The sequence below is a fragment of the Streptomyces sp. AN091965 genome, assembly GCF_022698285.1.
Classification (GTDB): Bacteria; Actinomycetota; Actinomycetes; order Streptomycetales; family Streptomycetaceae; genus Streptomyces.
This window is the reverse complement of sequence record NZ_JALDMY010000001.1, coordinates 6,340,740-6,366,948: the sequence shown is the minus strand read 5'-3', so window position 1 is coordinate 6,366,948 and position 26,209 is coordinate 6,340,740. Positions and strand designations below refer to the sequence as shown.

General features: G+C 71.6%; 26 protein-coding genes and 2 tRNA genes. 10 read left to right on the top strand and 18 right to left on the bottom strand.

All coding sequences use genetic code 11. The features are described from left to right. Positions 1–15: 15 nt before the first annotated feature. Both rsgA and MQV74_RS27170 read left to right on the top strand, forming a co-directional pair. Positions 16–1,026: a ribosome small subunit-dependent GTPase A gene (rsgA, locus tag MQV74_RS27175; protein ID WP_242722671.1), complete on the top strand. Its 1,011-nt coding sequence runs from the start codon at positions 16–18 to the stop codon at positions 1,024–1,026. Positions 1,027–1,196: 170 nt separating this feature from the next. Then, on the top strand, positions 1,197–1,520 hold the full coding sequence (locus MQV74_RS27170; protein WP_242722668.1) for a DMT family transporter: 324 nt from the start codon (positions 1,197–1,199) through the stop codon (positions 1,518–1,520). Here MQV74_RS27170 and MQV74_RS27165 read toward each other — a convergent pair. Beyond that, positions 1,486–2,115 (bottom strand): TetR/AcrR family transcriptional regulator, encoded by a 630-nt coding sequence (locus MQV74_RS27165; RefSeq protein WP_242722665.1) that lies wholly within the window; start codon positions 2,113–2,115, stop codon positions 1,486–1,488. The two genes, MQV74_RS27170 and MQV74_RS27165, sit on opposite strands and share 35 nt — an antisense overlap. A gap of 146 nt (positions 2,116–2,261) precedes the next feature. Here MQV74_RS27165 and hisN point away from each other — a divergent pair, with 146 nt between their 5' ends. Both hisN and MQV74_RS27155 read left to right on the top strand, forming a co-directional pair. After that, positions 2,262–3,059: a histidinol-phosphatase gene (gene hisN / locus MQV74_RS27160; RefSeq protein WP_242722662.1), complete on the top strand. Its 798-nt coding sequence runs from the start codon at positions 2,262–2,264 to the stop codon at positions 3,057–3,059. 342 nt (positions 3,060–3,401) lie between these two features. Beyond that, positions 3,402–3,815 carry a CBS domain-containing protein gene (locus MQV74_RS27155; RefSeq protein WP_242722620.1) on the top strand — a complete coding sequence of 138 codons (414 nt, stop codon included), beginning with the start codon at positions 3,402–3,404 and terminating at the stop codon, positions 3,813–3,815. Between the two features lie 100 nt (positions 3,816–3,915). Here the strand turns inward: MQV74_RS27155 and MQV74_RS27150 are convergent, their stop codons facing one another. Beyond that, on the bottom strand, positions 3,916–5,367 hold the full coding sequence (locus MQV74_RS27150; protein ID WP_242722608.1) for a catalase: 1,452 nt from the start codon (positions 5,365–5,367) through the stop codon (positions 3,916–3,918). Positions 5,368–5,510: 143 nt separating this feature from the next. On the opposite strand from MQV74_RS27150, the gene MQV74_RS27145 reads away from it, so the two are divergent. Continuing rightward, the gene (locus tag MQV74_RS27145; protein WP_242722605.1) at positions 5,511–5,930 is read left to right on the top strand and encodes a Fur family transcriptional regulator; all 420 of its coding nucleotides are present in this window, start codon (positions 5,511–5,513) and stop codon (positions 5,928–5,930) included. A 124-nt stretch (positions 5,931–6,054) separates the two neighbouring features. Here the strand turns inward: MQV74_RS27145 and MQV74_RS27140 are convergent. The 4 genes from MQV74_RS27140 to MQV74_RS27125 all read right to left on the bottom strand — a co-directional run bounded on the left by MQV74_RS27140 (position 6,055) and on the right by MQV74_RS27125 (position 11,360). Further along, positions 6,055–6,128, bottom strand: a tRNA-Met gene (locus MQV74_RS27140). A 77-nt stretch (positions 6,129–6,205) separates the two neighbouring features. After that, positions 6,206–8,017, bottom strand: a complete 1,812-nt coding sequence (locus tag MQV74_RS27135) for a tetratricopeptide repeat protein (protein WP_242722602.1) — start codon at positions 8,015–8,017, stop codon at positions 6,206–6,208. A 249-nt stretch (positions 8,018–8,266) separates the two neighbouring features. Beyond that, positions 8,267–8,340: transfer RNA gene (locus MQV74_RS27130), tRNA-Met, on the bottom strand. A gap of 80 nt (positions 8,341–8,420) precedes the next feature. Further along, the gene (locus tag MQV74_RS27125; RefSeq protein WP_242729187.1) at positions 8,421–11,360 is read right to left on the bottom strand and encodes a UPF0182 family membrane protein; all 2,940 of its coding nucleotides are present in this window, start codon (positions 11,358–11,360) and stop codon (positions 8,421–8,423) included. Positions 11,361–11,507: 147 nt separating this feature from the next. On the opposite strand from MQV74_RS27125, the gene MQV74_RS27120 reads away from it, so the two are divergent. Then, positions 11,508–12,065 carry a PPA1309 family protein gene (locus MQV74_RS27120; protein ID WP_242722599.1) on the top strand — a complete coding sequence of 186 codons (558 nt, stop codon included), beginning with the start codon at positions 11,508–11,510 and terminating at the stop codon, positions 12,063–12,065. Positions 12,066–12,145: 80 nt separating this feature from the next. Here the strand turns inward: MQV74_RS27120 and MQV74_RS27115 are convergent, their stop codons facing one another. From MQV74_RS27115 to MQV74_RS27100, 4 genes are all read right to left on the bottom strand, one after another. After that, positions 12,146–13,240: a YlbL family protein gene (locus MQV74_RS27115; RefSeq protein WP_242722596.1), complete on the bottom strand. Its 1,095-nt coding sequence runs from the start codon at positions 13,238–13,240 to the stop codon at positions 12,146–12,148. 107 nt (positions 13,241–13,347) lie between these two features. Then, on the bottom strand, positions 13,348–13,527 hold the full coding sequence (locus MQV74_RS27110; RefSeq protein ID WP_030683279.1) for a hypothetical protein: 180 nt from the start codon (positions 13,525–13,527) through the stop codon (positions 13,348–13,350). 172 nt (positions 13,528–13,699) lie between these two features. Then, positions 13,700–14,164, bottom strand: coding sequence for a molybdenum cofactor biosynthesis protein MoaE (locus tag MQV74_RS27105; protein WP_242722593.1), 465 nt, complete (start codon positions 14,162–14,164; stop codon positions 13,700–13,702). Between the two features lie 150 nt (positions 14,165–14,314). Next, positions 14,315–15,427 carry an SDR family oxidoreductase gene (locus tag MQV74_RS27100; RefSeq protein ID WP_172386510.1) on the bottom strand — a complete coding sequence of 371 codons (1,113 nt, stop codon included), beginning with the start codon at positions 15,425–15,427 and terminating at the stop codon, positions 14,315–14,317. A 190-nt stretch (positions 15,428–15,617) separates the two neighbouring features. On the opposite strand from MQV74_RS27100, the gene MQV74_RS27095 reads away from it, so the two are divergent. Further along, positions 15,618–17,081 (top strand): zinc-dependent metalloprotease, encoded by a 1,464-nt coding sequence (locus MQV74_RS27095; protein WP_172386509.1) that lies wholly within the window; start codon positions 15,618–15,620, stop codon positions 17,079–17,081. Then, positions 17,078–17,608, top strand: a complete 531-nt coding sequence (locus MQV74_RS27090) for an NUDIX hydrolase (protein WP_242722577.1) — start codon at positions 17,078–17,080, stop codon at positions 17,606–17,608. The genes MQV74_RS27095 and MQV74_RS27090 overlap by 4 nt, the downstream gene beginning before the upstream one ends. A gap of 152 nt (positions 17,609–17,760) precedes the next feature. On the opposite strand, the gene MQV74_RS27085 is transcribed toward MQV74_RS27090, so the two are convergent. The 4 genes from MQV74_RS27085 to MQV74_RS27070 form a co-directional block, all read right to left on the bottom strand. Further along, the gene (locus tag MQV74_RS27085) at positions 17,761–18,516 is read right to left on the bottom strand and encodes an AIM24 family protein (RefSeq protein ID WP_242722574.1); all 756 of its coding nucleotides are present in this window, start codon (positions 18,514–18,516) and stop codon (positions 17,761–17,763) included. A 14-nt stretch (positions 18,517–18,530) separates the two neighbouring features. Then, positions 18,531–19,214 carry an AIM24 family protein gene (locus MQV74_RS27080; RefSeq protein WP_172386507.1) on the bottom strand — a complete coding sequence of 228 codons (684 nt, stop codon included), beginning with the start codon at positions 19,212–19,214 and terminating at the stop codon, positions 18,531–18,533. Between the two features lie 11 nt (positions 19,215–19,225). Beyond that, on the bottom strand, positions 19,226–20,989 hold the full coding sequence (locus tag MQV74_RS27075) for a TerD family protein (RefSeq protein WP_242722572.1): 1,764 nt from the start codon (positions 20,987–20,989) through the stop codon (positions 19,226–19,228). 141 nt (positions 20,990–21,130) lie between these two features. Further along, the gene (locus MQV74_RS27070) at positions 21,131–21,724 is read right to left on the bottom strand and encodes a M48 metallopeptidase family protein (RefSeq protein WP_242722569.1); all 594 of its coding nucleotides are present in this window, start codon (positions 21,722–21,724) and stop codon (positions 21,131–21,133) included. Positions 21,725–22,045: 321 nt separating this feature from the next. On the opposite strand from MQV74_RS27070, the gene MQV74_RS27065 reads away from it, so the two are divergent. Beyond that, positions 22,046–23,191 (top strand): ThiF family adenylyltransferase, encoded by a 1,146-nt coding sequence (locus MQV74_RS27065; protein ID WP_242722566.1) that lies wholly within the window; start codon positions 22,046–22,048, stop codon positions 23,189–23,191. Positions 23,192–23,224: 33 nt separating this feature from the next. Then, entirely contained in the window at positions 23,225–24,622 is a 1,398-nt protein-coding gene (locus tag MQV74_RS27060; RefSeq protein WP_242722563.1) for an ABC1 kinase family protein, read from the top strand. A gap of 65 nt (positions 24,623–24,687) precedes the next feature. On the opposite strand, the gene MQV74_RS27055 is transcribed toward MQV74_RS27060, so the two are convergent. The 4 genes from MQV74_RS27055 to MQV74_RS27040 form a co-directional block, all read right to left on the bottom strand. Further along, entirely contained in the window at positions 24,688–24,879 is a 192-nt protein-coding gene (locus MQV74_RS27055) for a hypothetical protein (RefSeq protein ID WP_242722560.1), read from the bottom strand. 140 nt (positions 24,880–25,019) lie between these two features. Beyond that, positions 25,020–25,343 carry a hypothetical protein gene (locus MQV74_RS27050; protein WP_242722557.1) on the bottom strand — a complete coding sequence of 108 codons (324 nt, stop codon included), beginning with the start codon at positions 25,341–25,343 and terminating at the stop codon, positions 25,020–25,022. Next, the gene (locus MQV74_RS27045; protein ID WP_030359819.1) at positions 25,340–25,708 is read right to left on the bottom strand and encodes a WhiB family transcriptional regulator; all 369 of its coding nucleotides are present in this window, start codon (positions 25,706–25,708) and stop codon (positions 25,340–25,342) included. Before MQV74_RS27045 ends, MQV74_RS27050 begins: the two co-directional genes overlap by 4 nt. Positions 25,709–25,875: 167 nt before the next feature. Next, on the bottom strand, positions 25,876–26,205 hold the full coding sequence (locus tag MQV74_RS27040) for a hypothetical protein (RefSeq protein WP_138961670.1): 330 nt from the start codon (positions 26,203–26,205) through the stop codon (positions 25,876–25,878). Positions 26,206–26,209 lie beyond the last annotated feature (4 nt).

The following is a 26,209-nucleotide window of genomic DNA, read 5'->3' as shown; positions in this document are numbered from 1 at the left end:
GGGCGGACTGGAACCATGCGCCGCTACGGCAAGCACACCGACGAGGACGACGTCCGGGTCCGCCCCAACCGCAAGGGCAACCGTCCCCGTACGAACATCCGCCCCAAGCACGAGGACGCGGCCGACGGAATGGTCCTCACCGTCGACCGCGGCCGGCTGACCTGTCTGGTCGACGACCGGATCGTGGTCGCGATGAAGGCCCGCGAGCTGGGCCGCAAGGCCGCGGTGGTCGGCGACCAGGTGGCCCTCGTGGGCGACCTGTCCGGCGACAAGGACACCCTCGCCCGCATCGTCCGCATCGCGGAGCGCACCTCGGTGCTGCGGCGCACGGCGGACGACGACGACCCGTTCGAGCGCGTGGCCGTCGCCAACGCCGACCAGCTCGCCATCGTCACCGCGCTCGCCGACCCCGAGCCGCGCCCGCGCCTGATCGACCGCTGTCTGGTCGCCGCGTACGACGGCGGGCTCACCCCGCTCCTCGTCATGACGAAGTCCGACCTCGCCCCGCCGGACAAGCTCCTGGAGCTGTACGGCGACCTGGACATCCCGTACGTCGTGACGAGCCGCGAGGAGCTGGAGAGCGGCGCGGCGGTGGCCCGCGTGCGCGCCGAACTCGACGGCAAGATCACGGCGTTCGTCGGGCACTCCGGCGTCGGCAAGACCACCCTCGTGAACGCGCTGGTCCCCGAGGAGCGGCGGCGCAGCACCGGCCATGTGAACGCGGTGACCGGCCGCGGCCGCCACACCACCACGTCCGCGCTCGCCCTGCCCCTGGCGGGCAGCGAGGGCTGGGTCATCGACACCCCGGGCGTGCGCTCCTTCGGCCTGCACCACGTGGACCCCTCGCGCGTCATCCACGCCTTCCCCGACCTGGAGCCCGGCACCGAGAACTGCCCGCGCGCGTGCAGCCACGACGAGCCCGACTGCGCGCTCGACGCGTGGGTGGCCGAGGGCCACGCGGACCCGGCGCGGCTCTACTCGCTGCGCCGGCTGCTCGCCACCCGGGAGCGGCGCGAGGGCGACTGACCGCGCGGGGGCCCGCCCTCCGGCGGACCGGATCTCCCCCGGGTGACCCGACCTTCGCGTTGTTTACGCCCGCGCCGCTTCGGTAAGTGCATAATCGCACCAAGATTGTTCCAAGCTTTGGCGAAGCAGTCACGGAACGTACGGGTCGTACGGATGCGGGAGGCACAACCATGGCGTGGCTGCTGGTCATCGTCGCCGGGATCCTCGAGACGGGCTTCGCGGTCTGCCTGAAGCTGTCGCACGGCTTCACCCGCATCTGGCCCACCATCGCCTTCGCCTGTTTCGCGCTCGGCAGCTTCGGCCTGCTCACGCTGGCCCTGAAGAAGCTGGACGTGGGCCCGGCGTACGCGGTGTGGACGGGGATCGGCGCCGCGGGCACGGCCGTCTACGGCATGATCTTCCTCGGCGACCTGGTCTCCACCCTCAAGATCGTCTCGATCTGCCTGGTGATCGCGGGCGTCATCGGCCTCCAGCTGTCGGGCTCGGCCCACTGAGGCTGCGCAGCACGACCCGCCTGACCAGCTGGACCGAGTCCTCGTCCCGGCCGCCGGGCGCCACCACGTAGGACAGCGCGACGCGCACCGCGCTCTCGCAGGCCCGCGCCAGCTCCTCCGTCTCCGAGGGGCGGCCCCGCTCGGTCAGCGCGGCCATCGCCCGGTCGCGCACCTGGACGAGCAGCTCGGCCGGGCTCGGCACGCCCGCGTCCGCGCGGCGCTGCGCGGGCACCGGCGAGCTGGACACCACGGCCCGGCTCGGCGCGGGCAGGCGCTCGCTCCAGAAGCCGGTGAGCACCGCCCGCACCAGGGCGTTGTCGCGGGCGGCGCCGATCGTCCACGCGCTCACCGCGGCCAGCCGGTCCACGGGGTCGCGGGCCTGCGCGAGCGCCCGCTCCACCCCCCGCAGATACGTGTCGGTCTCGCGCCGGAGCAGGGCCCGCGCGAGGCCGTCCTTACTGCCGAACTCGTTGTACAGGGTCTGCCGGGACACCCCGGCGACCGCCGCCACGTCGACCATCCGCACACCGGCCCACGGCCTGCGGGCCAGTGCGGTGTACGCCGCGTCGAGCAGTGATTCCCGCGCTGCAGGCATCGTCGCCTCCCGCTGCCCAGGGCCGGGCGGCCCGTGCGGTTCTGCTGGCCAGGTTTGACGCGCCACGAGGCACTGTCAAGGGGTACGGCGGGCGCCGCCCGATACGCGCTGTGGCTCGCGCGAAACGAGATCGATACTGTTCACCCATGCCCGACTATCACGATGATCTGCGCCTCGCCCACGTCCTCGCGGACGCCGCCGACGCCGCGACGATGGGCCGGTTCAAGGCCCTCGACCTCCGGGTGGAGACCAAGCCGGACATGACGCCGGTCAGCGAGGCCGACAAGGCCGCCGAGGAGCTGATCCGCGGGCAGCTCCAGCGCGCGCGGCCGCGGGACGCGATCCTCGGCGAGGAGTACGGCATCGAGGGCACGGGCCCGCGCCGCTGGGTCATCGACCCGATCGACGGCACGAAGAACTACGTCCGCGGCGTGCCGGTCTGGGCCACGCTCATCTCCCTGATGGAGGCGGGCGAGGGGGGCTACCAGCCGGTGGTCGGCGTCGTCTCCGCGCCCGCGCTCGGCCGTCGTTGGTGGGCCGCGAAGGGCGGCGGCGCGTACACCGGCCGCAGCCTGTCGTCCGCGACCCGGCTGCGGGTCTCCGAGGTGGCCGGGCTCCAGGACGCGTCCTTCGCGTACTCCTCGCTCAGCGGCTGGGAGGAGCGGGGGCGCCTGAACTCCTTCCTCGACCTCACGCGCGCCTGCTGGCGCACGCGTGCGTACGGCGACTTCTGGCCGTACATGATGGTCGCCGAGGGCTCGATCGACTTCTGCGCGGAGCCGGAGCTGTCCCTGTGGGACATGGCGGCGAACGCGATCGTGGTGACGGAGGCGGGCGGCCGCTTCACCGGCCTCGACGGCACCCCCGGCCCGCACAGCGGCAACGCGGCGGCGTCGAACGGGCTGCTCCACGACGAGATGCTGGCCTATCTGAACCGGCCGTAGAGCGGAGCCCGGCCGACGCCCGAGCGCCGGACCGGCCGCCCGCGGGGCACCGGACCGACGGCGCCGGGGCACCGGACCTGACGGCACCAGGGCACCGGACCGGCCGGTGCCGGGGCACTGGACCGGCCGCCCGCGAGGGCGGGTCCCGGTCGACGCCGGAATCGAGCCCGGGGCCGCGCGCCCCCGAACTGGGCGCACCCGCCCCCTTGTTGGCATTCCGTTTCGCTGCGACTCTGAGAGTCCCCCCGCTTGTGAACTTGTGAATCCTTTCTCTTGGCAATGCGGTTCCCCACTCCAGGCATGCCGAGGGCAAAGGGCTCCCCAAGGAGGTGGCTCAAGCCCATGCTCGTCCGTGACGCCATGAGCACATTGGTCCTCACCATCGGCCCCGCGCACACCCTCCGTCAGGCGGCCCGGCTGATGTCGGCGCGCCGCGTCGGCGCGGCCGTCGTCCTCGACCCCGACACCTGCGGCCTCGGCATCCTGACCGAGCGCGACGTGCTCAACTCCCTCGGCCGCGGCCAGAACCCGGACTTCGAGACCGCGAGCGCGCACACGACGACCTCCGTCGTCTACGCGGGCCCCGCCTGGACCCTGGAGGACGCCGCCGACGCCATGACCCACGGCGGCTTCCGGCACCTCGTCGTGCTCGACCACGACGAGCCGGTGGGCATCGTCTCCGTGCGCGACATCATCCGCTGCTGGGCGCCGGGCCGTCGCCGCCCCGCCCCGGTGGCCGAGTTCACGGCCACCTGAGCACCGCCCCGGGCACCACCCGCGGCACCACCCGGACACGGCGAACGGGCCGGACCCCCGAGGGGGCCCGGCCCGTCACCTACGGCAAGGGCTTGGGTTCTTAGCCGCGCAGGGCCTGGACCGCGGCCTCCAGGCGCTTGCCGAAGTCTTCGTCCGCCCGGCGGAAGTTGTCGATGGCGCGCTCGGCGATGTCGGCGCGCGAGACGCCCGCGATGTTGCCCGCGAGGTTCCCGATCAGCCGCTCCTTCTCGTCCTCGGCCATCAGGCGGTACAGGTTGCCCGCCTGGACGAAGTCGTCGTCCTCGGCGTGCACGGGCGTCACGTGGTTGCCGGTGTTCCCGGTGACGGCGGTCGGCTCCCACAGCGGCCGGCCGGTCTGGGCCGGGCCCCCGAAGGAATTCGGCTCGTAGTTCTTGGCGCCCTTGTGGCGGCCGTCGTACAGATAGCCGTCACGGCTGTAGGAGCGGGCCTCCGTGGCGTGCGGGCGGTTCACCGGCAGGTGGTCGGCGTTGATGCCGACGCGGTAGCGGTGGGCGTCGGCGTACGCGAACAGCCGGCCCTGGAGCATCTTGTCCGGCGACGGGCCGATGCCGGGGACGAAGTGCGCGGGCGAGAAGATCGCCTGCTCGACCTCGGCGAAGACGTTCTCCGGGTTGCGGTTGAGCTCCAGCTTGCCGATCTCGACCGGCGGGTAGTCCTCGTGCGGCCACACCTTGGTGAGGTCGAACGGGTTGAAGCGGTAGGTCGCGGCGTCGGCCGCGGGCATGATCTGGACCTGCACGGTCCAGGTCGGGAACTCGCCGCGCTCGATGGACTCGCGCAGGTCGCGCTGGTGCGAGTCGGGGTCCTTGCCCGCGAGCACCTCCGCCTCCTGGGCGGTCAGGTTCTTGATGCCCTGGTCGGTCTTGAAGTGGTACTTGACCCAGAAGACCTCGCCCGCCTCGTTGCTCCACTGGAAGGTGTGCGAGCCGAAGCCGTCCATGTGGCGGTACGACGCCGGGATGCCGCGGTCACCGAACAGCCAGGTCACCTGGTGGGTGGTCTCCGGGCTGAGCCCCCAGAAGTCCCAGACGTTGTCGGCCTCCTGCGAGCCCGTGTACGGGTCGCGCTTCTGCGTGTGGATGAAGTCGGGGAACTTGATGGCGTCCCGGATGAAGAAGACCGGGGTGTTGTTGCCGACGAGGTCGTAGTTGCCCTCCTCGGTGTAGAACTTCAGCGAGAAGCCGCGCGGGTCACGCACCGCGTCGGCCGCGCCGAGGTTGCCCGCGACCGTGGAGAAGCGCAGGAAGACCTCGGTCTCCTTGCCGATCTCGGAGAGGAACGCGGCGCGCGTGTACGGGGTGACGTCCGCCGTCACCTTGAACGTGCCGTAGGCACCCGCGCCCCGCGCGTGCACCACGCGCTCCGGGATCCGCTCGCGGTTGAAGTGCGCCAGCTTCTCCAGGAGGTGCTGGTCCTGGAGCAGCATGGGACCGCCGACGCCCGCGGTCTCGCTGTTCTGGTTGTCGGCGACCGGCGCTCCGGCCTCGGTGGTGAGGTGTCCCTGCGTCACGTGCGCCTCCTGCGTCATTACTGCAAGTCCTGTCCCTTGGCGTTTGCCGAACTCGATCCTACGATAGACATTGTCTAAGTCAAGTGGCCTTCCAAAGTCACACTCAGTCGGGACCTAGGTCCCCTGCCTGTTAGGCTGGATTCATGAGCGACCTGTTGGAACGACTGCGCGGACGCGGCTGGCGGATGACCGCACAGCGGCGCGTCGTGGCCGAGGTCCTCGATGGGGACCACGTGCATCTGACGGCGGACGAGGTGCATGCCCGTGCCGTCACGAAGCTGCCGGAGATCTCCCGGGCGACCGTCTACAACACCCTGGGCGAGCTGGTCTCGCTCGGCGAGATCCTTGAGGTCAGCACGGACCGCAGAGCCAAGCGGTACGACCCGAACGCGCACCGGCCGCACCAGCACCTGGTGTGCTCCCAGTGCGGCGCGATCCGTGACGTCCACCCGACGGGCAATCCGCTCTCGGTCCTCCCCGACTCCGAGCGCTTCGGCTTCACGATCTCCGACGTGGAGGTCACGTATCGGGGCGTGTGCCCTTCGTGCGCGACGAGCGCCTGAGCGGACGACGTATGTAAGGCCCGGACGCCATGGCGTCCGGGCCTTACATACGCCCCCTGGGGCGCGGAAACACGGAAACACCGAAGGCCCGGAACCTGATCGGTTCCGGGCCTTCGGCCTCTAGTAGCGGGGACAGGATTTGAACCTGCGACCTCTGGGTTATGAGCCCAGCGAGCTACCGAGCTGCTCCACCCCGCGTCGGTGAACCCAACAGTACGCCACGCCTACGACCAGCGCAAATCCCGTCCCCTGGGGGCGTAGGGCGCTCCGGTGCCCTACGCCGACAGCTCCTGCCGCAGCGCCTCCCCGAGCCGCCCCGCCCGCTCCGCCACCTCCGCCGGCCCGAGCTCCACCGCCCGCGAGGCCCACCGCTGCCCCTCCGCGAGCTGCCCCCGGCGTGCGTACAGCAGGGCGAGCCGCAGCGCGGCCCGGCCGTGCCCGGCGTCCGCGGCGCGCGTCCACCACAGCGCGGCCTCCGGCTCACTGCCCTCGCGGGCGAGGAGCAGGCCCAGGTTGAACGCGCCGTTGCGGCTCCCGGCCTCCGCCGCGAGGCGGTACCACCGCGCGGCCTCGACCACGTCGCCGCGCCCGGCGGCGAGCATCCCGACCCGCACCTGGGCCCGCCGGTGCCCCTGCTGGGCCGCGCGCTCGTACCACTCCTCGCACTCCGACTTGCGCGCCGCGGGCTCCCCGAGCGCGGGCGCGGCCGCGGCCGGGCGGCGCGCGTCGAGCACCGTGCCGAGGCGGTACGCGGCCTCCGCGCTGCCGCCGCCCGCGGCGCACCGCAGGTGCCGCTCGGCCTCCCGCTCGTCGCCGTCGCGCAGGCGTGCCGTGCCGACCTGGAGCGCGGCGTCGGTGTGCCCCGCGGCCGCGGCCCGCTCGTACCAGCGCAGCGCCGCCGTGTCGTCGCCCCGGCTCGCGTACAGGATCCCGAGGTTGAACGCGGCGTCCACGCTGCCGGCCTCGGCGGCCTTGGAGAACCACGGCTCGGCGCCGAGGGCGTCGCCGCCCTGGAGCAGCAGCACGGCGAGCGCGTTCGCCGCCTCGCGGTGTCCGGCGTAGGCGGCGCGGCGGTACCACTGGTCGGCCTGCGCGGTGCGCTTCTGCTCGGCGCACAGCAGGCCCAGGTTGTACGCGCCGTTCACGTCGCCCGCGTCGAGCGCCGCGCGGTACCAGCGCTCGGCGGTCTGGGTCTCGCCGCGCTCGGCGTGCAGCGCGCCCAGGGCGTTGGCCGCGTTGCCGTCGCCGTCCTGGGCGGCCTTGAGCCACCACACGGCGGCGTTCGTCTCGTCGCCCGCGTCGCGCAGCAGGAAGCCGAGGGCGCAGGCGGCCTTGGCCTCGCCGTCCTTGGCGGAGGTCAGGTACCAGCGCCCGGCCTCCTTGAGCTCGCCGCGCTTCTCCAGGATGGCGCCGAGGTGCAGCGCGGCACGGCGGTGGCCGCGCGCGGCGGCCTGGCGGTACCACTGCTCGGCCTCGGCGAGCGGCGAGCGGCCCGCGTCGGGGCGGGCGCCGACCTCGCCGGGCGGCTCCTGCTCGGCACGCCGGTCGAGGGCGCGCGCCAGCCGGTAGGCCGCCTCGCGGTGCCCGCGCTCGGCGGCGGTGCGCATCCAGCGCTCCGCGCCGACGTCGCCCCGGTGCTCCAGGAGGTCGGCGAGCGCGTACGCGCCGAGGGTGTGGCCCTGTTCTGCGGACTGGCGCAGCCAGTACTCGGCCGCGGGCTCGTCGCCGCGCTCGCGGTGGTGCCTGCCGAGCGCGTGGGCCGCGGCGGCCGAGCCCGCGACGGCGGCGATCCGCCACCATCCGGCGGCCTCCTCGACATAGCCGCGCTGGTGCAGGAGGACACCCAGGTTGTTGGCCGCGGCGCGGTCACCGGCGGCGGTCGCCGCGCGCAGCAAGGACTCGGCGCCGTCGAGATCACCGCGGCGCAGCAGCAGGCTTCCCAGGACGCTCATCGCGTCCACGTCCCCGGCCTCGGCCGCGACCCGGTGCTGCATCTCTTCCGCGGCGGCCCCCGGATCGTCCCGGTCGGCCGACGGCACAAAACGCCCAGTCTCCAACAGAGTTGCCTTGTCCCCCATAACGTCCATCGTCGCACCACCTGCAACCTGGGTACACCTGGTATACCGCAGCCAGTGAGGTCACTTCAGCGTTTTGTCGACATGCCCACAGAGAGATAAGTGAAACACAGCTTCCCTCAACTCCCCCCGCCCGGACCACTCTTCGCACGAACCCCACATCACTGGCATGGGACACCGGCATGAACGCATCACGGAGGGGGCGCGCCGGGCATGACGAAGGCCCGGATCCTGTGACAGGATCCGGGCCTTCGTCGCGAGTAGCGGGGACAGGATTTGAACCTGCGACCTCTGGGTTATGAGCCCAGCGAGCTACCGAGCTGCTCCACCCCGCGCCGTTGTGTACGTCACCGTATCACGGCGCGGGGTGGGTGCCGCGCGCTGTCCGCGCGCCCCGGGCGTCCCCGGTGAGCGGCTATCCGCCGTCGCCCCCGCCCTTGTCGCCCTTCCCGTCCTTGTCGCCCTTCTTCGCCTGGTCGGACTGGGCGTCCTCGGCGCGCTCCAGGGCCTCCTGGAGCTTGGCCTGGGCCTTGCCGTAGGCCTCCCAGTCGTCGTCCTTGAGGGCCTCCTTGCCTTCGTCGATCGCCTTCTGGGCGTCGTCGATGGCCTTCTGGAGGTCGGGGTTGTCCGACGTCGGCGGCTTCTCCTTGTCGGGCTTCTCCTTGTCGCCGCTGCCCGGTTTGTCCGGCGGCTCGACGGGAGTCGCCCCTTCGGTTCCGAAGACCACGTTGAGCGCCTTGTCCAGGGTGCTCTCGAAGGCGATCTTGTCTCCATAGGTGACGAGGACGCGCTTCAGGAGTGGGTACTTGAGCCCACCGCCCTTGACGTAGACGGGCTCCACGTAGAGCAGGCCGCCGTCCAGGGGCACGGTCAGGAGATTGCCGTAGTCGACTTCGGAGTCGCCGCCCTTGAGGAGTCTGATCTGCTCCGCGATGTCCTTGTCGGAGTTGAACTGACTCTGGACGAGCTTCGGACCGTCGACCGTTCTGTCGGTCGGCATCTTCAAGATCTGCATCTTGCCGTAGTCCGGTGAGCCCGCGTCCGCGTTGACCGCCATGAAGGCGCTCAGGTTGTTCCGCTTGTTGGGCACGAAGGTCGTCGTCAGCGAGAAGTCCTGCTTCTTGCCGCCGGGCATCTTCATGCTCAGGTAGTACGGCGGGACGGCGCTGGACGTCTGGTTCGTCGGGTCGCTCGGGACCTCCCACACCTCGCTGCCGCTGAGGAACGTGTCGGCGTCCTTCACGTGGTAGCGGGTGAGCAGCTCGCGCTGGACCTTGAACAGGTCCTGCGGGTAGCGCAGGTGGTCCATCAGGGCCGGCGAGATCTCGCTCTTGTCCTTGACGGTGCCCGGGAACGCCTTGCGCCACGTCTTCAGAATGGGGTCCTTGGTGTCCCACTCGTACAACTTGACGTCACCGCTGTACGCGTCGACGGTCGCCTTCACCGAGTTGCGGATGTAGTTGACCTGGTTCTGCTGGGCGACCACCTGGCGCTGGTTGTTCCGCGCCGTCAGGGAGTCGGCCGTGGTGTCGCCGAGCGTGGTGCGCGACGCGTACGGATAGCCGTTCGTCGTCGTGTAGGCGTCGACGATCCACTGGATCTTGCCGTCGACCACCGCCGGGTAGGCGTCGCCGTCGATCGTCAGCCAGGGAGCCACCGCCTCGACGCGCTCCTTGGGCGTGCGGTTGTACAGGATCCGCGAGCCCTCGCCGATCGCGCCCGAGTACAGCATCTGGGGCTCGCCGAACGACACCGCGTACGCGGCCCTGTTCAGCGGGTTGGAGAGGTTGACGCCGCTCTTGCCCTTGTAGCTGGTCGTCTTCTCGCCGCTGTCGTCCGAGTAGTCGATCTCCTTCTGCGGACCGCCGACGATCGAGTACTGAGTGGTCTTCTCGCCGTAGTAGATGCGCTGCTGGTACCGCGGCAGGCTGCCCTTGGAGGGCAGGTCGGACTCGGTGAAGACCGGCTCGCCCGACCCCTTCGCCTCCGTGCCCTTGGCCGCGACGACGCCGTAGCCGTGGGTGTAGCGGAAGTGGTCGTTGATCCAGTTGTTCTTCTGGACGCCGTCCAGGTCCAGCTCGCGCAGGCCGATGACGGTGTCCTGCTCCTTGCCGTCCTTGTCCTTGTAGCGGTCGACGTCCAGGTTCGACGGGAAGCCGTAGTAGGCCTTCATCTGCTGGAGCTGCTGGAAGGTCGGCGAGACGATGTTCGGGTCGAGCAGGCGGAAGCTGGCGGCGTCGGCCGCGGCGGTGCGCAGCTTCGACGTGTCCTTGGTGGTGCTCACGCCCGGGTACTTCTTCACATCGGTGCCGCCGATGTCGTACGCCTCGCGCGTCGCTTCCAGGTTCTTCTCGACGTACGGGGCTTCCTTCGCCTGCTCGTTCGGCTGGACCTGGAACTTCTGGACGATGGCCGGGTACAGGCCGCCGATCAGGATCGCGGAGAGCACCATCAGGCCGAAGCCGATGACCGGCAGCTGCCAGGTGCGCCGCCACAGCGTGGCGAAGAACAGCAGCGCGCAGATGACGGCGATGCAGAACAGGATCGTCTTCGCCGGCAGATAGGCGTTGGCGTCGACGTACCTCAGGCCCGTCCAGTTGTCGGTCGCCTTGAAGTCACTGGACTTCACCGCGAGGCCGTACCGGTCGAGCCAGTACGCGACGGCCTTGAGGGCCACGAAGATGCCGATCAGCACCGAGAGGTGCCCGGTCGCCGCGGCCGTGGCCCGGCCGCCGGGGCTGGTGATGCGCAGGCCGCCGTACAGGTAGTGCGTGAGGGCGGCGGCGATCACCGAGAGGACCGTGGCCGCGAAGCCGAAGCCGAGCAGGAAGCGGTACCAGGGCAGGTCGAAGGCGAAGAAGGAGACGTCCAGGTGGAACTGGGGGTCCTTCTGGCCGAACGGCACGCCGTTGACCCACATCAGCCAGGTGCGCCACTGGCCCGCGGCGGAGGCGCCCGCGATGAGGCCGACGAGCGCGGTGATCCCGATGAGGAGCCACTTCTTGAACGGCGCGATCGCCATGCGGTACCGGTCGAGGCTCTGCTGCTCCATCGACATGGCGCTCAGCGGCGGGCGCAGCCGGTGCGCCAGCCAGATGTTCACCCCGACCGCGGCCGCCATGAGGAGGCCGAAGACGAAGAACAGGCCGATCTTGGTCGACAGGGTCGTCGTGAAGACCGATGAGTAGCCGACCGAGCGGAACCAGAGCCAGTCCGTCCAGAACCCCGCGAACATGACGAACGCCATGGCCAGCACGGCCAGGACGCCGAGCGTCAAAAGCAGGGTCCGGACACGACGGGACGGTCGGCCCACTCTGATCCGTGGCCCCGTCGGGCCTCCGCCGCGGTCCGGCATCTGGAAAGCCAAGGTGCGCACCTCGAAGTTCGCTGTAGCTGTGGCTGTGGCTGAATCGGGCCCCGCGATCGTAGAGCCCACTGATGCAACTTACCGACGCTTTACTCAGTTCCCGTTCCGGGGTCTGAACCAGGCAGGATATTGGGCATGCCCAACGTTTCCCCCTCCGGCCCTCCGATGGCCGCGAGCCCGCTCACCCGCGCCGTGCTCGAAATCGACGAGTACGTCGCGAGCCTCGGCTGGGATCAGCCCGCCCGTCTCTTCGCCCTGGTGGACACCGCGCGACTGCGCACCCAGGAGCCCGGCCTCGCCGACCGCCTCGGCCTCCCCGACGACGGCTCGGCCGCGCCGCTCACCCCCATCGAGCAGGAGGAGCTGCCCGCCGGGGCCGCGCTCGACGAGTTCCTCGGCACCATCGCCTGGCCCGACTCCGTCGCGGGCTGCGCCCTCACCGTGGAGCGCCTGATGCTCCCGCCGTCCGCGGAGGCGTCCGTTCCGCAGCATCTGAGCGAGAAGCAGCTCGCCGCGTGGGTGGCGAAGCACCCCGAACGCCAGGAAGTCCGCATGACGGTCGCGGTGCTGCGCGACGGCGCGCGCGACTCGGCCCTGCGGCTGCGCGAGAAGGACTCCGCCACGGAGGTCCTGACCGGCTCCGACCTGGTGCCGGGCCTCGCGGACGCGCTGTCCGCCACGTTCGCGGAGTAGCCGCTCCGCGGGCGCTCCACAGCATCTGACCGAGTACGTGGCCGGGGCCGACCGCCCCGGCCGCGGCCGTTTCCGTGCGCTCAGCCCTTGGTGCACTGCGGCAGACCGGCGGTGTCTCCCTTGCGGATCTTGTCGAGGGACTTCACCGCGTCGTCGATGGTGTCGACCTTGACCAGCGTGAGCCCGTCGGGGACGTCCTTCGCGGCGGTCGCGCAGTTGTCCTTGGGCGTGAGGAAGTACTCCGCGCCCTTGTCGCGCGCGCCCACGGTCTTCATCTCGATGCCGCCGATCGGGCCGACCTTGCCGTCGTCGTCGATCGTGCCGGTGCCCGCGACGAACTTGCCGCCCGTGAGGTCACCCGGCGTGATCTTGTCGACGATCCCGAGCGCGAACATCAGGCCCGCGCTGGGCCCGCCCACGTCGGCGAGCTTGATGTCGATGGTGAACGGGAAGGTGTGGTCGGTCCCGGCCTGGATGCCGACGATCGCCCGGGCCTTGCCCTCGTCGTCGGACTTGTCCGTGGTGATCTTGATGTCCTCGGTCTTGGCCGGCACCTTGCCCGCCTTCTCGGCGGCGGCCGCCTCCTTGACCGGTACGACGGTGAACGTGACGGCCTCGCCGGGCTTGTGCCGGGTGACGAGCTTCGCGACGTCCGTGGTCTTCTTGACGGCCGTGCCGTCCACGCTCCTGATGACGTCGCCCGCGTGCAGCCGGCCCTCGGCCGGGCTGTCCTTGAAGACGCTGCCCACGACCACCTGGGACTTCACCGGGATGTCCAGTTCCTTGAGGGCGGCGACCTTCGCGCTCTCCTGGGACTGGCTGAACTCCTCGGCGTTCTCCCGGGTCGACTCCTGCTCGGTCTTGCCGTCCGGGTACAGCGTCTCGTGGGGCACGACGATGTTGTCGTGCGAGAGCCAGCCGTAGACGGCCTCGGCGAGGTTCATCTTGTAGTCGGCGCTGGTGACCCGGACCGTCGTCATGTTCAGGTGACCGGTCGTCGGGTACGTCTTGCGGCCCGAGATCTGGAGTACCGGCTCGCCGTCGTGGTCACCCAGGGTGTTCACCGTCGGCCCGGGGGACATCTCCGAGTACGGCACTTTGATGAGCACTCCCGCGCAGAGCAGCGCGATGAGCATCAGGGTGGAGGCGAGCAGCGTCGCCGTGCGGCGTGGCATGGAACGACAGTACGGGACGGTCCTGTGAGGGCACCCCCGGGGCCGGTCCGTACGGGCCGGGCGGGCAGGCCGCTGGGCGGTCCCCCGGGCGTCGCGGGGACCGCGGATCAGACGGCGTCGGTACCCGAGTGGGTCTTCTCCATCGCCTTGCGGAACGCCGCGTAGCCGTTCAGCTCGCTGATGTCGCCGGTCTTCCCGCTCTCGCGGTTGCGATGGGCCAAAAGGGCCCACAGACCGGCGCCGACCGCCGCCAGAAGTGGAATGAGCAACCAGGCAAGTGATGCCATGTCGACCTCCCGACCCCATGAGCGACCACAACTGACTGATCAGCAGATTAACCCGCCGCTCCGACAACGCTCACGGCAGGGGTCCGGTTACGCAACCGGAGTTCCGCGGACGCACCACCCGCGGGGTCCCCTACGCGGAGTCCCCTAAGCGGGCCGGCCCATCGGACAGGCCCTAGCAGGCGCCGACCCACTCCTCCTGGCCGTCGGAGAACGTCTGGTGCTTCCAGATGGGCACCTCGTGCTTGAGGTCGTCGATCAGCTTGCGGCAGGCCGCGAAGGCCTCGGCCCGGTGCGGGCAGGAGACGGCGACGACGACCGCGAGGTCACCGACGGTGAGGGCGCCGACGCGGTGCACGGCGGCCAGGGCGCGCACGGGAAAGTCCGCGACGACCTTCTCCGCCACCCGCCGCAGCTCGGCCTCGGCGGTGGGGTGACTGGAGTACGCGAGCGCGTCCACGTCGGCGCCCCCGTCGTGGTTGCGCACCGTCCCGACGAACAGGGCCGTGCCGCCCGCGGCGTCGTCACCGACGGCCCGGAAGACCTCGTCCAGCGACAGCGGCGTGTCCCGGACGGCCAGCAGCCGGATCGGCTCGTCGGCGGCCTGCTCACCCGGGTGATCGATCGGAGTACGTGCCATGGGGCCATGGTGCCGCACGCGACGGACCCGACGGAATAGCGCTATCCCCCAGGCACCGCTCGCCCCGCTTGGCCGTCCCTACGACCCGGCACGGGGCCCTTGGAGGGGGGCTCAGGGCCGCGGAAGGGCCGTCAGGGCCCCCGGGGGCCCTCAGAGCCGCCGCCGCGCCTTCCGGGCCCGCCGCACCAGGGCGGCGGTACCCAGCAGGGCCACGGTGGCGCCCGCGGCCCCCGCCGCCGTCGCGTCCTTGCGCCCGAGCCGCCGCCCCGCCACGGTCCGCCGCCCCGCGACCTCCTCGAGCAGCTCGGCGAGGACCTCCTCGTTGGTCCACTGCGGCCGCCACCCCGCGTCGTGCAGCCGGCTCCCGCTGACGACCCAGGGGTACATCGTGTACGCCAGGTCACCGGCCGGGGACGGCGTCAGCCCGATGCGGTGCAGTCGCGCGGCCGCCCCGAGGGCGACGGCGGACGGCAGCTCCATGCGCCGGATCCCGCTGAGCTCCTCGACCTCCTCCTGCTCCAGCCACCCGTCGCAGCCGACGGCCAGCTCGCCCTCGACCTTCTCCAGGACGGCGTACTCCAGGGCGCTGCACAGGTCCTCGACGTGGCAGAACTGCCACGCGGGCCGGGACCCGGCGACGACGAGCAGCCGGGGCGACTCGAAGTAGCGGGTCAGCGCGGTGTCGGTGCCGCCGACGAGCACGGCGGGCCGCACCACGGTGACGTTCAGGCCGGGATGCGCCCGGGGCGCGCGCCGGGCGAGGCGCTCGATCTCCAGGAGGTCGCCGACGCCGGTGGCCTCCGCGGTCGCCCGCAATTCGGCGTCTTCGGAGAGGGGCAGTTCGTTCTCGGCGAGCGCTCCGTAGACCATCGCCGAGGTGCACAGGACGACCCGGTGCACCCCCGCGGCGGCGGCCGCCGTCAGAACGGTCTGCGTACCCCGTACGTTGTACGCGGTACGGGCCGCCCCGTCGGTCTCCAGGTCGAGGTCGAGCGCGAGGTGCACGACGACGTCCACGCCGCGCAGTTTCTCGGCGATCGCGGGGTCGCGGACGTCCAGGATGTGCCACTGGGCCGCCGCGCACTCGCCGCGCCGCTCGTCGATGGCCACGACCTGCTTGATCTCGTCGGACTCTGCCAGGCGCTCGGTCAGCAGCGCGCCGACGCCCGCCGCGGCGCCGGTCACGGCGACGACAGGCCCGCGTACGGGGGCCGGGGTCGAAGGGTTTCGCGCTGCGCGAACCTGCGGATCTGGGGAACTCACCGGGCGTCTCCAGCGGTTGTCTTCAGTACGTATGCGAATGACGCGTACGTACCAGGTGGCATCCATCCTGCCGCAGCCCCCGAGGCGGCGAAGCACCGAGGCCCGATCCCGTCGCGGTGTCTACGCTGGGTGGTGTTGTCGGGCAGCCGCCGCCGGACCCATCCGGTGGCCTTACGAGCCGAGGAAACCCGTGAGTGACACCCCATTCGGATTCGGCCTTCCGCCGGAGGAGCCGGAGGACGGCGACGAGGGCAAGAAGAAGGACACCCCCGGAGGGGGACAGGGTTCCGGTGGCCCCGGGAACCCGTTCGGCTTCGGTGTGCCCGGTCTGGGCGGCCCCGGCGGCGGGGACAACCCGTTCGCCGCGATGTTCGGGTCCATGAACCCCAGCGACCTGGGCGCCGCCTTCCAGCAGCTCGGCCAGATGCTGTCGTACGAGGGCGGTCCTGTGAACTGGGACATGGCCAAGGACATCGCCCGCCAGACCGTCGCCCAGGGCACGGCGGACGGCACCAAGGACGCCAGCGTCGGGCCCGCCGAGCGGACCGCCGTCGAGGAGGCCGTGCGCCTGGCCGACCTCTGGCTGGACGACGCCACCTCCCTGCCGTCCGGCTCCGGCACCGCCGTGGCCTGGAGCCGCGCCGAGTGGGTCGAGGCGACCCTGCCGGCGTGGAAGGAGCTCGTCGACCCCGTCGCCGAGCGCGTCGGCGTGGCCATGGGCGACGTCCTGCCCGAGGAGATGCAGGCCATGGCGGGCCCGCTGATCGGCATGATGCGCTCCATGGGCGGCGCCATGTTCGGCCAGCAGATCGGCCAGGCCGTGGGCGTGCTCGCGGGCGAGGTCGTGGGCTCCACGGACGTCGGCCTGCCCCTCGGCCCGGCGGGCCGCGCGGCCCTCCTGCCGGTGAACGTGACCGCGTTCGGCAAGGACCTCAGCGTCCCGATGGACGAGGTGCGGCTGTATCTGGCCCTGCGCGAGGCCGCCCACCAGCGGCTCTTCGCGCACGTGCCGTGGCTGCGCTCGCACCTGTTCGGCGCGGTCGAGGGCTACGCCCGCGGGATCAAGGTCGACACGAGCAAGCTGGAAGACGTCGTCGGCCAGTTCGACCCGCAGAACCCGGAGCAGCTTCAGGAAGCCCTCCAGCAGGGCATGTTCCAGCCGGAGGACTCCCCCGAGCAGAAGGCCGCCCTGGCCCGCCTGGAGACGGCCCTGGCGCTCGTCGAGGGCTGGGTGGACGCGGTCGTGCACGCGGCGGCCAAGCCGCGCCTGTCGTCGGCCGACGCGCTGCGTGAGACGCTGCGCCGCCGCCGTGCCACCGGCGGGCCCGCGGAGCAGACGTTCGCGACGCTCATCGGCCTGGAGCTGCGCCCGCGCCGCCTGCGGGACGCCTCGCGCCTGTGGGCCTCGCTCACGGACGCGCGCGGTGTCGACGGCCGTGACGGCCTGTGGGCGCACCCGGACATGCTCCCGACGGCGTCCGACCTGGACGACCCGGACGGCTTCGTGCACCGCGAGCAGCTGGACTTCTCCGAGCTGGACAAGATGCTCGGCGAGGCGGCGCATGGCAGCGCCTCCGGCAAGCCGGACCTCACCAAGGGCGACGACTCCGCCGAGGGCGGCTCCCCCGAGGGCAAGGACGACGACGGCAAGTGACTCTGCGCGACGACGCGGTACTCGTCCTGAAGGCGTACGAGCACCAGGAGGAGCTGCGGCAGTACTACGTGGACCATCTGTCGGCCCACCCGGACGACGGCATGTGGAAGGCCTGCACGGACGGCCATGTGACGGCCAGCGCGCTGGTCGTCGACCCGCCCCGCGGGCGCGTGCTGCTCACGCTGCACAAGAAGCTGGGCATGTGGCTCCAGATGGGCGGCCACTGCGAGCCGGACGACCGCACCCTCGCGGAGGCGGCGCTGCGCGAGGCCACCGAGGAGTCCGGCGTGCAGGGCCTGAGCCTGCTACCGGGCGGCCCGGTGCGCCTGGACCGCCATCCGATCCCGGGCCCCTGCACCCAGCACCTGGACGTGCAGTACGCCGCCCTGGCACCGCCCGGCGCGGTGGAGGCGATCAGCGACGAGTCCCTGGACCTGCGCTGGTTCGCGTACGACGAGGTGGCGGACGTGGCCGACACGTCCGTCGTCCGGCTCGTGGAGGCCACGCGGGAGCGCCTGCCGGTGTGACGGCCTCCTGAGAGGCGGCATGGGTAAGGGGCGGTCGCCATGGCGACCGCCCCTTACCCATAGAGGTCGGAACCCATAGAGGTCGGAACCCATAGAGGTCGGAACCCATAGAGGTCGGAACCCATAGAGGTCGGAGCCCAGAGGGGCCGGGCTCAGTTCCAGACGTTGCTCTGGTTCTGCCCCCGGGCGCCCTGCTGGCCCATGCCGAACTGGGCGCGTGCCCCCTGGCCGATCTGGGCGTGCTGCGGCGGCAGCAGCTCGCTGGGCTGCACGAGCGCGTAGCCCTGCCCCATGAAGCTGAGCTCCCAGCCCTCGCCGGTGTTGCCGCGGCGCCGCCACACGCCCGAGGAGTGCGTCTGCGCCTGCATCTGCACCCGCAGCCCACTGGACCAGGCGACGATCGCGTCCGCGTCGGCGTTGACGTACCGGTCCGGGGTGACCTGCAACATCAGCGGCTGCCCGGAGGTCATCAGGGCGACCATGCCGCGCCCGGTGATGTTCAGCTGGTACTTGCCGGAGCCGGAGATCCCGTACTGGCTGTCCACCGCGATCACCTGGTGGGACAGCGAGGAGTCCATGGCGAGGACGTAGGAGCTGTCCACCGTGAGGCCGTCCTGCTCCACGTCCACGACGTGGATGTACTGGGCGAGGTTCGCGAAGTAGACGGTGCCCTGGCCGTGGCAGCGCATCAGGTCCAGGCCCTCGCCCGTGTGCGCCCGGGCCCGCCGCTGCCCGCCGGACTGGAACTCGGCGTCGAATTCGATGAGCCCCTGGTAGGCGACCATGGCGCCCTTGCGGGCGAGCACGTCGTCGTGGCCCTCCAGGGCGACGCGCAGCAGCTGCGGGTTCTGGACGGTGTAGCGCTCCTGGGACTGCTGCTCGGAGTGCGCGAAAAGCGAGCTCTGCATGGTGGTGCTCCCCCTCAGCTCCGGATCCGGAGGCGGTCGGTGCTGTCCTCACTGGGCTGTACGACGACGATGCCCTCCCCGGAGAAGCCCATCTGGTAGGCCTCGCCGCTGCCGCGCCCGATCAGGGAACCGGCCTTGAAGCTGCGCTTGCCCTTCACCTTCAGGTTCGGCGACCAGGCGATCAGGGCGTCGGGGTCCACGTACGTCTCGTCCTCGCCGCGGCCGCAGTCGACGACGATGGGCGTGCCGCGCGAGGTCAGCGCCACCCAACCCTGCCCGGAGACCTTGATGTTCCACAGGCCCTGGCCCGCGAACTTCGCGAGGCCCTTGACCCGCTCGACGCCCCACTGGAGGCTCGCGTCGAAGGCGAGGAGGTTGGTGCCGTTCACCGAGAGCGAGTCGCCCGCCAGGTTGATGACGACGACGTCCGCCCCGTAGTCGGCGAGGTACAGCAGGCCGTCTCCGGAGCACTTCATCAGGGGCGCGCCCTCGCCGGTGATCCAGTCGCGGGCGATCTGGCGGACGGCGGGCGGGTTCGGCTCGTACTGCACGAACCCTTCGTAAGCGACCATCGACCCCACGCGCGCGAAGAGGTCGTTTCCGGTCTGCATGGCCACCTTGAGCATGTGGTGGCCGTGGTTCTCCATGCGGGCGGCCACCGGGGCCGGGGCGAAGCCCGCGAGCTGGTGCTGGTTCATGACGGGCTCCCTCAGACCTCGTACGGCTGGACGACGATGAAGTTGCCGGGCGCGCCGCGGAACTGGAGGTTCACGCTCTCCCCCGTGGCGCCCGCGGAGGCGTTCGCCCGCAGCCTGACCTGGCTGGACACGATCGCCTGTGCGGCGGCCGACCAGGCGACGACGGCGTGGCAGTCGGCGAAGGTGGTCGGGGTCACCGGCAGCACGACGGGCATGCCGTGCGTCTTCACGACGACGGTGCCGCTCCCCTGGAACTGCATGACGAACAGCGCGCCCCCGGGGATGCCGTGCCCCTCGATGCGGCGCACCTCGTGCTGTAGGGACTCGTCGAAGGCGAGGACGTTCTCCGCGGAGACGCAGATGGCGTCCCCCTGGAGCTCGATGGGGTGCAGATGGGTGCCCTCTTCGGCGAGGAAGACCTGGCCGCGGCCCGTACAGCGCATCAGCTGCATCTCCTGGCCGGTGGCGTTGCCCACGACGCGGCCCGCGAAGCCCGCGCCCTTGTAACTGAACTCGACCTTGCCCTGGTAGAGCACCATGCTGCCCTGCCGGGCGAGCACGGGCTGGCCGCCGACGTTCAGGTCGATGCGGACCAGCTTCTCGTTCTGCTGCGTCCAGCGCTGGCCCGTGCCCGCCTCGCGGTACTTCTGCAGCGCGGCGGCCACACCGGCGCCCTGCGGGGCCGCTCCCGGGGCGCCCTGCGCGAAGGGTGGCGGGGCCTGGCCGGGCACCGGCGCCGGGGGCTGCTGGCCGTAGCCGGGCGGCGGAGGCGCGGCGGGCTGGCCGTAGCCCGGAGGCGGCGGTGCGGACGGCTGGCCGTAGCCGGGCGGCAGGGGTGCCGAGGGCTGCTGGCCGTACGGCGCCGGGGACTGGGGCGGCGCGGGGGCCGGGGGCGGCACCGGGGCGCCCGGCTGGCCCAGCGGGGCCACGATGGTCTGCGCGGAGTGCACCGACGGGGTGGGCGGGACCGGCGTGGACGGCACGGGCGCGGGAGGGACCTGTGCGGGCGGGACCTGTGCGGGCGGGACCTGTGCGGGCGGGGGCGTCACGTTCACCGGGGGCGGGGTGTGCGGCACGGGCGCCGGGGCGGGGACCGGAGCGGGCGCCGGAGCCACCGGGGCGGGGGCCGCCGGGGCGGGGGCCGCCGGGGCCGGAGCCGCGAAGGCGGGCGGCGGCGTGGCGCCGCCGGGCGGTGCGAAACCGGGCACCTGGGCCTGGGCCTGCGGCTCGGGCGCCGCGGGCTCCTCCTCGGCGACCTCGCCGCCGAAGTTCCGCAGCAGCGCGTCCAGGCCGCCGTCGAAGCCCTGCCCGATCGCGGCGAACCGCCACACGTCCTTCAGGTAGAAGTCGCCGAGCATCAGCGCCCGCTCGGTGGAGAACTCCGAGCCGTCGAAGGCGTACCGGGCCACCTCTTCGCCGCCCGCCACGATCCGGATGTAGCCGGAGGCGAGCTGGGACATCTGCCCGGCACCATCGATCGCAGCAGTGAACGACAGCTTCTGGATCTGCGGCGGGATCCGGTCGAGGGTGATGCGGAAGGACTCGTTGTCACCGGCCTGCGCGCCCAGGAGCTGCAGCGACTCCTCCGGGGACTTCGGCTGGTTGAAGAAGATGAAGTAGCGGTCGTCGGACAGCCGCTCGTCCGCGTCGAGGCCGAAGCAGCTGATGTCGAAGGTCAGCCCGGGGGCAGCGATGTGCACGCCGACGTACAGGTCGGTCCCCGCGGTGAGGTCACTGATCTTGGCCTTATGGCCGCGTTGGAATTCCCTGGGCATACGTAACGACCGTCCCCCATCCCGATGGTGAATGCGTCGCGCCAGGCTAACCGCAAAGTCCGACAACGGACGAAGCCGGTACAGACCCGGTACACAACCACCGAGGGGTGTCCCGTCCGCCCTGCCGCGCCGAGACGCCGGTCACTCCTCCCGGGCGGCGGGCAGGTGCGGCAGCCGGTCCGCGGCCGCCACTCCTTCGAGGTAGCCGCGGGCGCGCTCCGTGCGCGGATAGGCCTCCAGGAGCTGCCAGAAACGCGGCCCGTGCCCCGGGACCAGCAGATGCGCGAGCTCGTGGACCAGGACGTAGTCGACCACGTACTCGGGCATGCCCTGCAACCGGTGCGACAGGCGGATGCTGCCCTCCGAGGGCGTGCACGAGCCCCACCGGGTGTTCTGATTCGTCACCCAGCGCACGGACGTGGGACGCGCCCTGCCGTCGAAGAACTGCTCCGAGAGCCGCCGCGCCCGCTCGGCGAGCTCACTGTCGCCGAGAACCCGCTTGCTCTCCTGCGCGGCCAGTTTGTCCAGCATGACGGTCACCCAACGCTGCTCCTCCGCCTCGGACATCCGGGCGGGGATGAGGACGACCGTGCGGTCCCCCTCGCGGTACGCCGAGACCGTTCTGCGTCGGCGGGCGCTCCGTCGCACCTCGACCGCGGTCGCCGCCGGGCCGGACGACGGCGGGCTGGTCGCGCTGCGCTGTGGACTTCCGCGGTGCAGTGGGTCGGCGGGCACGCCTTGACGTTACCCGTTCGGCAAGCGGGAAGTCCCGCCTCCGGGACGGTTCGGTATCGATCCCCTCCCCGTGCGCTCGATCAGCTCGATTAGTACGACAAACACTCGCCGCCTGTGGACAACCTCGAGCACGCTCCGGCCCGGACGGGCATGCTGACCGTCGAACGGCAACGTCTCGCCACACGATTCGTACACCCGGCAGGTGCTGCACGACGCACGACGACACCGGACGCAGACGAACCAAACGGCACGACTCGGCACGACTCGGCACGACTCAGCTCGGCTCGGCATGACACGGCTCGGCATGACACGGGGGAACGCATGCATCCGATCCTCAAGCCCGCGCTCCGACGCGGCTGGCGCGATCTCAACACCGTCCAGTTCGGGGTGACACCCGCCCACGCCCGAGTTCTCGGCCCCGTGGACACCGCGACGGGCAGCTTCCTCACACTCCTCGACGGCACTCGGGGCCTGCCGCTGCTGCGCGCGGAAGCCACGAGAATGGGCCTGCCGGACGGACACGTGGACGCGCTGCTCCAGCGCCTGGACCACGCCGGTCTGCTCGACGACGCCACGGGCGGCGGCCCGGCAGCCGAGGCCCTGCGCGCCCGTCCGGACACCATGGACCGGCTGCGCCCGGACCTGGCCGCCCTGTCGGCCGTCACCCCTCGCCCCCACGACTCCATCCGCAAACTGGCCGCCCGCCGGGCCACCCGTGTGCGCGTGCAGGGCACCGGCCGCGTGGGCGCGGTCGTGGCGTCGGTCCTGTCCGGCGCGGGCGTCGGCCAGGTGGACGTGCGGGACGGAGGGTGCGTCGAACCCTGGGACATCGCTCCCGGCGGGCTGCCCGCCGACTCCGTCGGCCAGCGCAGGGACGCGGCGGCCCGCCGGGCCGCGCGCCAAGCCGCGCCGGGCCGCCCGCCACGGCACCCCGAGGACAGATCCGACGGCGAGCACCCTCTGTCCCTGGTCCTGCTCACCCCGCGCGACGGCCTCGACGCCTACGCCCCTGCCCCGTCCGGAGCAGAAGCACTGCTCGCCGCCGGAACTCCGCACCTGTACGCGGGCGTGATCGAGGGCACGGGCGTGGTCGGCCCCCTGGTGCTGCCGGGAGCGAGCGCCTGCGCGGGCTGCCTCGCCCTGACCGAGACGGACCGCGACCCCGCCTGGCCGCGCATGCTGGCACAGTGGCACTCGGGACACCGGCGCCAGGTGCCCGCCTGCGACCTGGCCCTGTCCACCACCGTGGCCGGCCTCGCGGCGGCACACGCACTGGCCTTCCTGGACGGCGCGGCACCCTCCCTCACGGGAGTCCGCTGGCTGACGGCGGCACCGCGCTACGCCTGGCGCGCCCAGCGCGTACCGGCGCACGCCACTTGCCCGTGTGGGGCGAGTGAGCGCGTTAAGGGGGAGGACACGGCCGTGGATCGAGAGCCACACGGGACAATGACCGGTGTCACCGCCTGAGAGGGCGCGGCTGTCTGGGACTTGGAGGGGCGCATGTCTGATCTTCCCCGGAAGGCGGTTACCCGTACCGCCAAACTGGCCGCGCTGCCGCTCGGCTTCGCGGGCCGCGCGACCTGGGGGCTCGGCAAGAGAATCGGCGGCAAGTCGGCGGAAATCGTGGGCCGTGAGCTGCAACAACGCACGGCGGAGCAGCTGTTCAAGGTGCTCGGCGAGCTGAAGGGCGGGGCGATGAAGTTCGGGCAGGCCATGTCCGTCTTCGAATCGGCCCTGCCGGAGGAGGTCGCCGGTCCCTACCGCGCGGCCCTGACGAAACTCCAGGAAGCCGCGCCGCCGATGCCGACCCGCACCGTGCACACCGTGCTCGAGGAGCGGCTCGGCGAGGACTGGCGGGAGCTGTTCCTGGAGTTCGAGGACAAGCCCGCTGCGGCCGCCTCGATCGGCCAGGTGCACCGGGCCGTGTGGGCGGACGGCCGCGACGTCGCGGTGAAGGTCCAGTACCCGGGAGCGGGCGAAGCGCTGCTCTCGGACCTGAACCAACTGGGTCGCTTCGCCCGCGTCCTTGGCCCGCTGATCCCCGGCATGGACATCAAGCCCCTCATCGCGGAGCTGCGCGACCGCGTCTCCGAGGAGCTGGACTACGGCCTGGAGGCACAGGCCCAGCGCGCCCACGCCGAGGAGTTCGCGGACGACCCCGACGTGGTCGTGCCCGACGTGGTCCACCAGAGCGAGCAGGTCCTGGTGACGGAGTGGATCGACGGCGTGCCGCTGGCCGACGTGATCACCGACGGCTCACAGGAGGAGCGGGATCGGGCGGGCCAGCTCCTCGCCCGCTTCCTGTTCTCAGGACCGGCCCGAACCGGCCTGCTGCACGCCGACCCGCACCCCGGGAACTTCCGTCTGCTGCCGGGCGAGAAGGGCGAATGGCGGCTCGGCGTCCTGGACTTCGGCACGGTGGACCGGCTGCCCGGCGGACTGCCCCCGACGATCGGCCGCTCCCTGCGGATGACGGTCGAGGGCCAGGCCGACGCGGTCTACGAGATGCTGTGCGAAGAAGGCTTCGTCAAGGATTCCGTCGACCTGGAGCCGGAAGCGGTCCTCGACTATCTGCTGCCGATCATCGAACCCGCCCTCGCGGACGAGTTCACCTTCACCCGCGGCTGGATGCGCAGCCAGGCGACACGCGTGGCCGATCCCCGCTCCCCCGCCCACCAGTTGGGCAAACGGCTGAACCTCCCGCCGTCGTACCTGCTGATACACCGCGTGACGCTCAGCACCATCGGCGTCCTGTGCCAGCTGGGCGCGACCGTACGCATGCGGGACGAGCTGGAGGAGTGGGTCCCCGGATTCCTGCCGGACGACGGACCGGCGGAGCAGGAGGAGCAGCACGACCCGAGCGGCGGCCAGCTGGACGACGCGGCGGCTGAGGCATGACCTGACGCGGGGGTGGGGGGTGGGGAGGGGGCGGGGGGGAGGGGGAAGCCCCCCCGAGGCGTCGGTCACCACCAGGCCGAGTCGAGTCTCCCCTCAATGGCCCGGATGTTGTCCCGCGCACAGATGTCGCAGAAGTAGTGGCGGACGCCGTTCTCCACGGAGCAGGTCCAGGTGGGGGGCCGGCCGTCGGCGGCCGTGCCGCAGCGGGAGCACACGAAATTCTCGGTGTCCGCAGGTTGAGAAGGCTGCTGGTCCACTCGGCGACCTTATCGCCGTCGCCGGGTGATCGGCGGGCACAACGCACCTCGGGGGCCGGTCCGTTCGGACCGGCCCCCCGGCCCCCGCTGGGTTCGCCGGGAAGCTCGCCGGAGCTTCCGGTTGCCGTGTGGCGGCGGATCTACTGCATGACCGCCATGGCGAGCGCGCGGCGGGCGCGCAGCGAGGCGCGCTCGGCGCGGCGCTGCATGCGGCGGGCCGCGATCAGGCGGACGGCCGGGCGTTGCTGCTCGGCCTCACGCAGTCGCTCGTGCATATGCGCACGGGCCATGGCTTCTGGGATGAGTTGCATCTCTCGGGTCCTGTTCTGGCGCGAGCGGGTCGCGCCGGTGGGAGTGAAGTCTGGGGTCGCGGAGCCGGTGGGCTCACTCGCGGGTGCCTTCATCGGGGCCTGCTTCTTCGGGTCGTGCGTCAGGGGGCGATCGATCGTTCCGGCGGTGCTCATGCCACTACCGGGTTCTTCCGCGGACGGCCACGCGGGCGCTTGCGGGCTACGACGACGCCCTGGACGAACAGCTCACCGCCCCAGACACCCCACGGCTCACGCCGCTCCTTGGCGCCGGCGAGGCAGGCTTCCATCAGCGGGCAGGTGCGGCAGAGCGACTTGGCGTACTCGACGTCGGCCGGGGACTCCGCGAAGAAGACCTCGGGGTCGTAGGCGCGGCAGGGGACGGGTACGCCGAGGTTCTCGATGGCGTCGTCGAGCGCGGTGAGCGCGGTGAGGGGAGTCAAGGTCGGGTCCTCCGTGGGTGCGGGCGGGGGGAGCGTGTCTGAAGGCGGTACGGACGGGGCGTGCGCTTCGAGTTGCACGGGGTGTTCTTCCTCGTCTGGTCGTTCCGGCCGGGGTCGGCCGGTTGGCGGCTGGTACCGGGTCTTGCTGTGGCCCCTTCGGTCTGTCTCCCTGTTTCGGGGAAAACAGAAGGGCCGCGGATCCCGGGTGGGGTTCCGCGGCCCTGAAGGCGCCGGTCTGATCGAGATCAGACTGGATCACTCCAGGGTTCGAGCCCACGGAAGGCCCACATCGTGTGGTGCTGCGTCGTCTGCTTCCGGAATCCGGCACCGGCCGCCGCGAAGGCATAGGCCTGCGCCTGTGCCGCCGCTACTGCTGCTTCCGGTGCCTGGGTCGGTCGCTCATTGCCTTCACGGATCTGGAGACCCATGGCAGGCAGGGAGGCACCCGGACGAGCGGCGGCGTTGCCGACGGACAGACCGGTGCTCTGGTGCGAGAAGCCGAGCAGGCAGGAGGCGACGACCGAGCGATCGGTCATTTTGGCGGTGCTGATGAAGCTCTCGTTGATGCTGATCACTGGA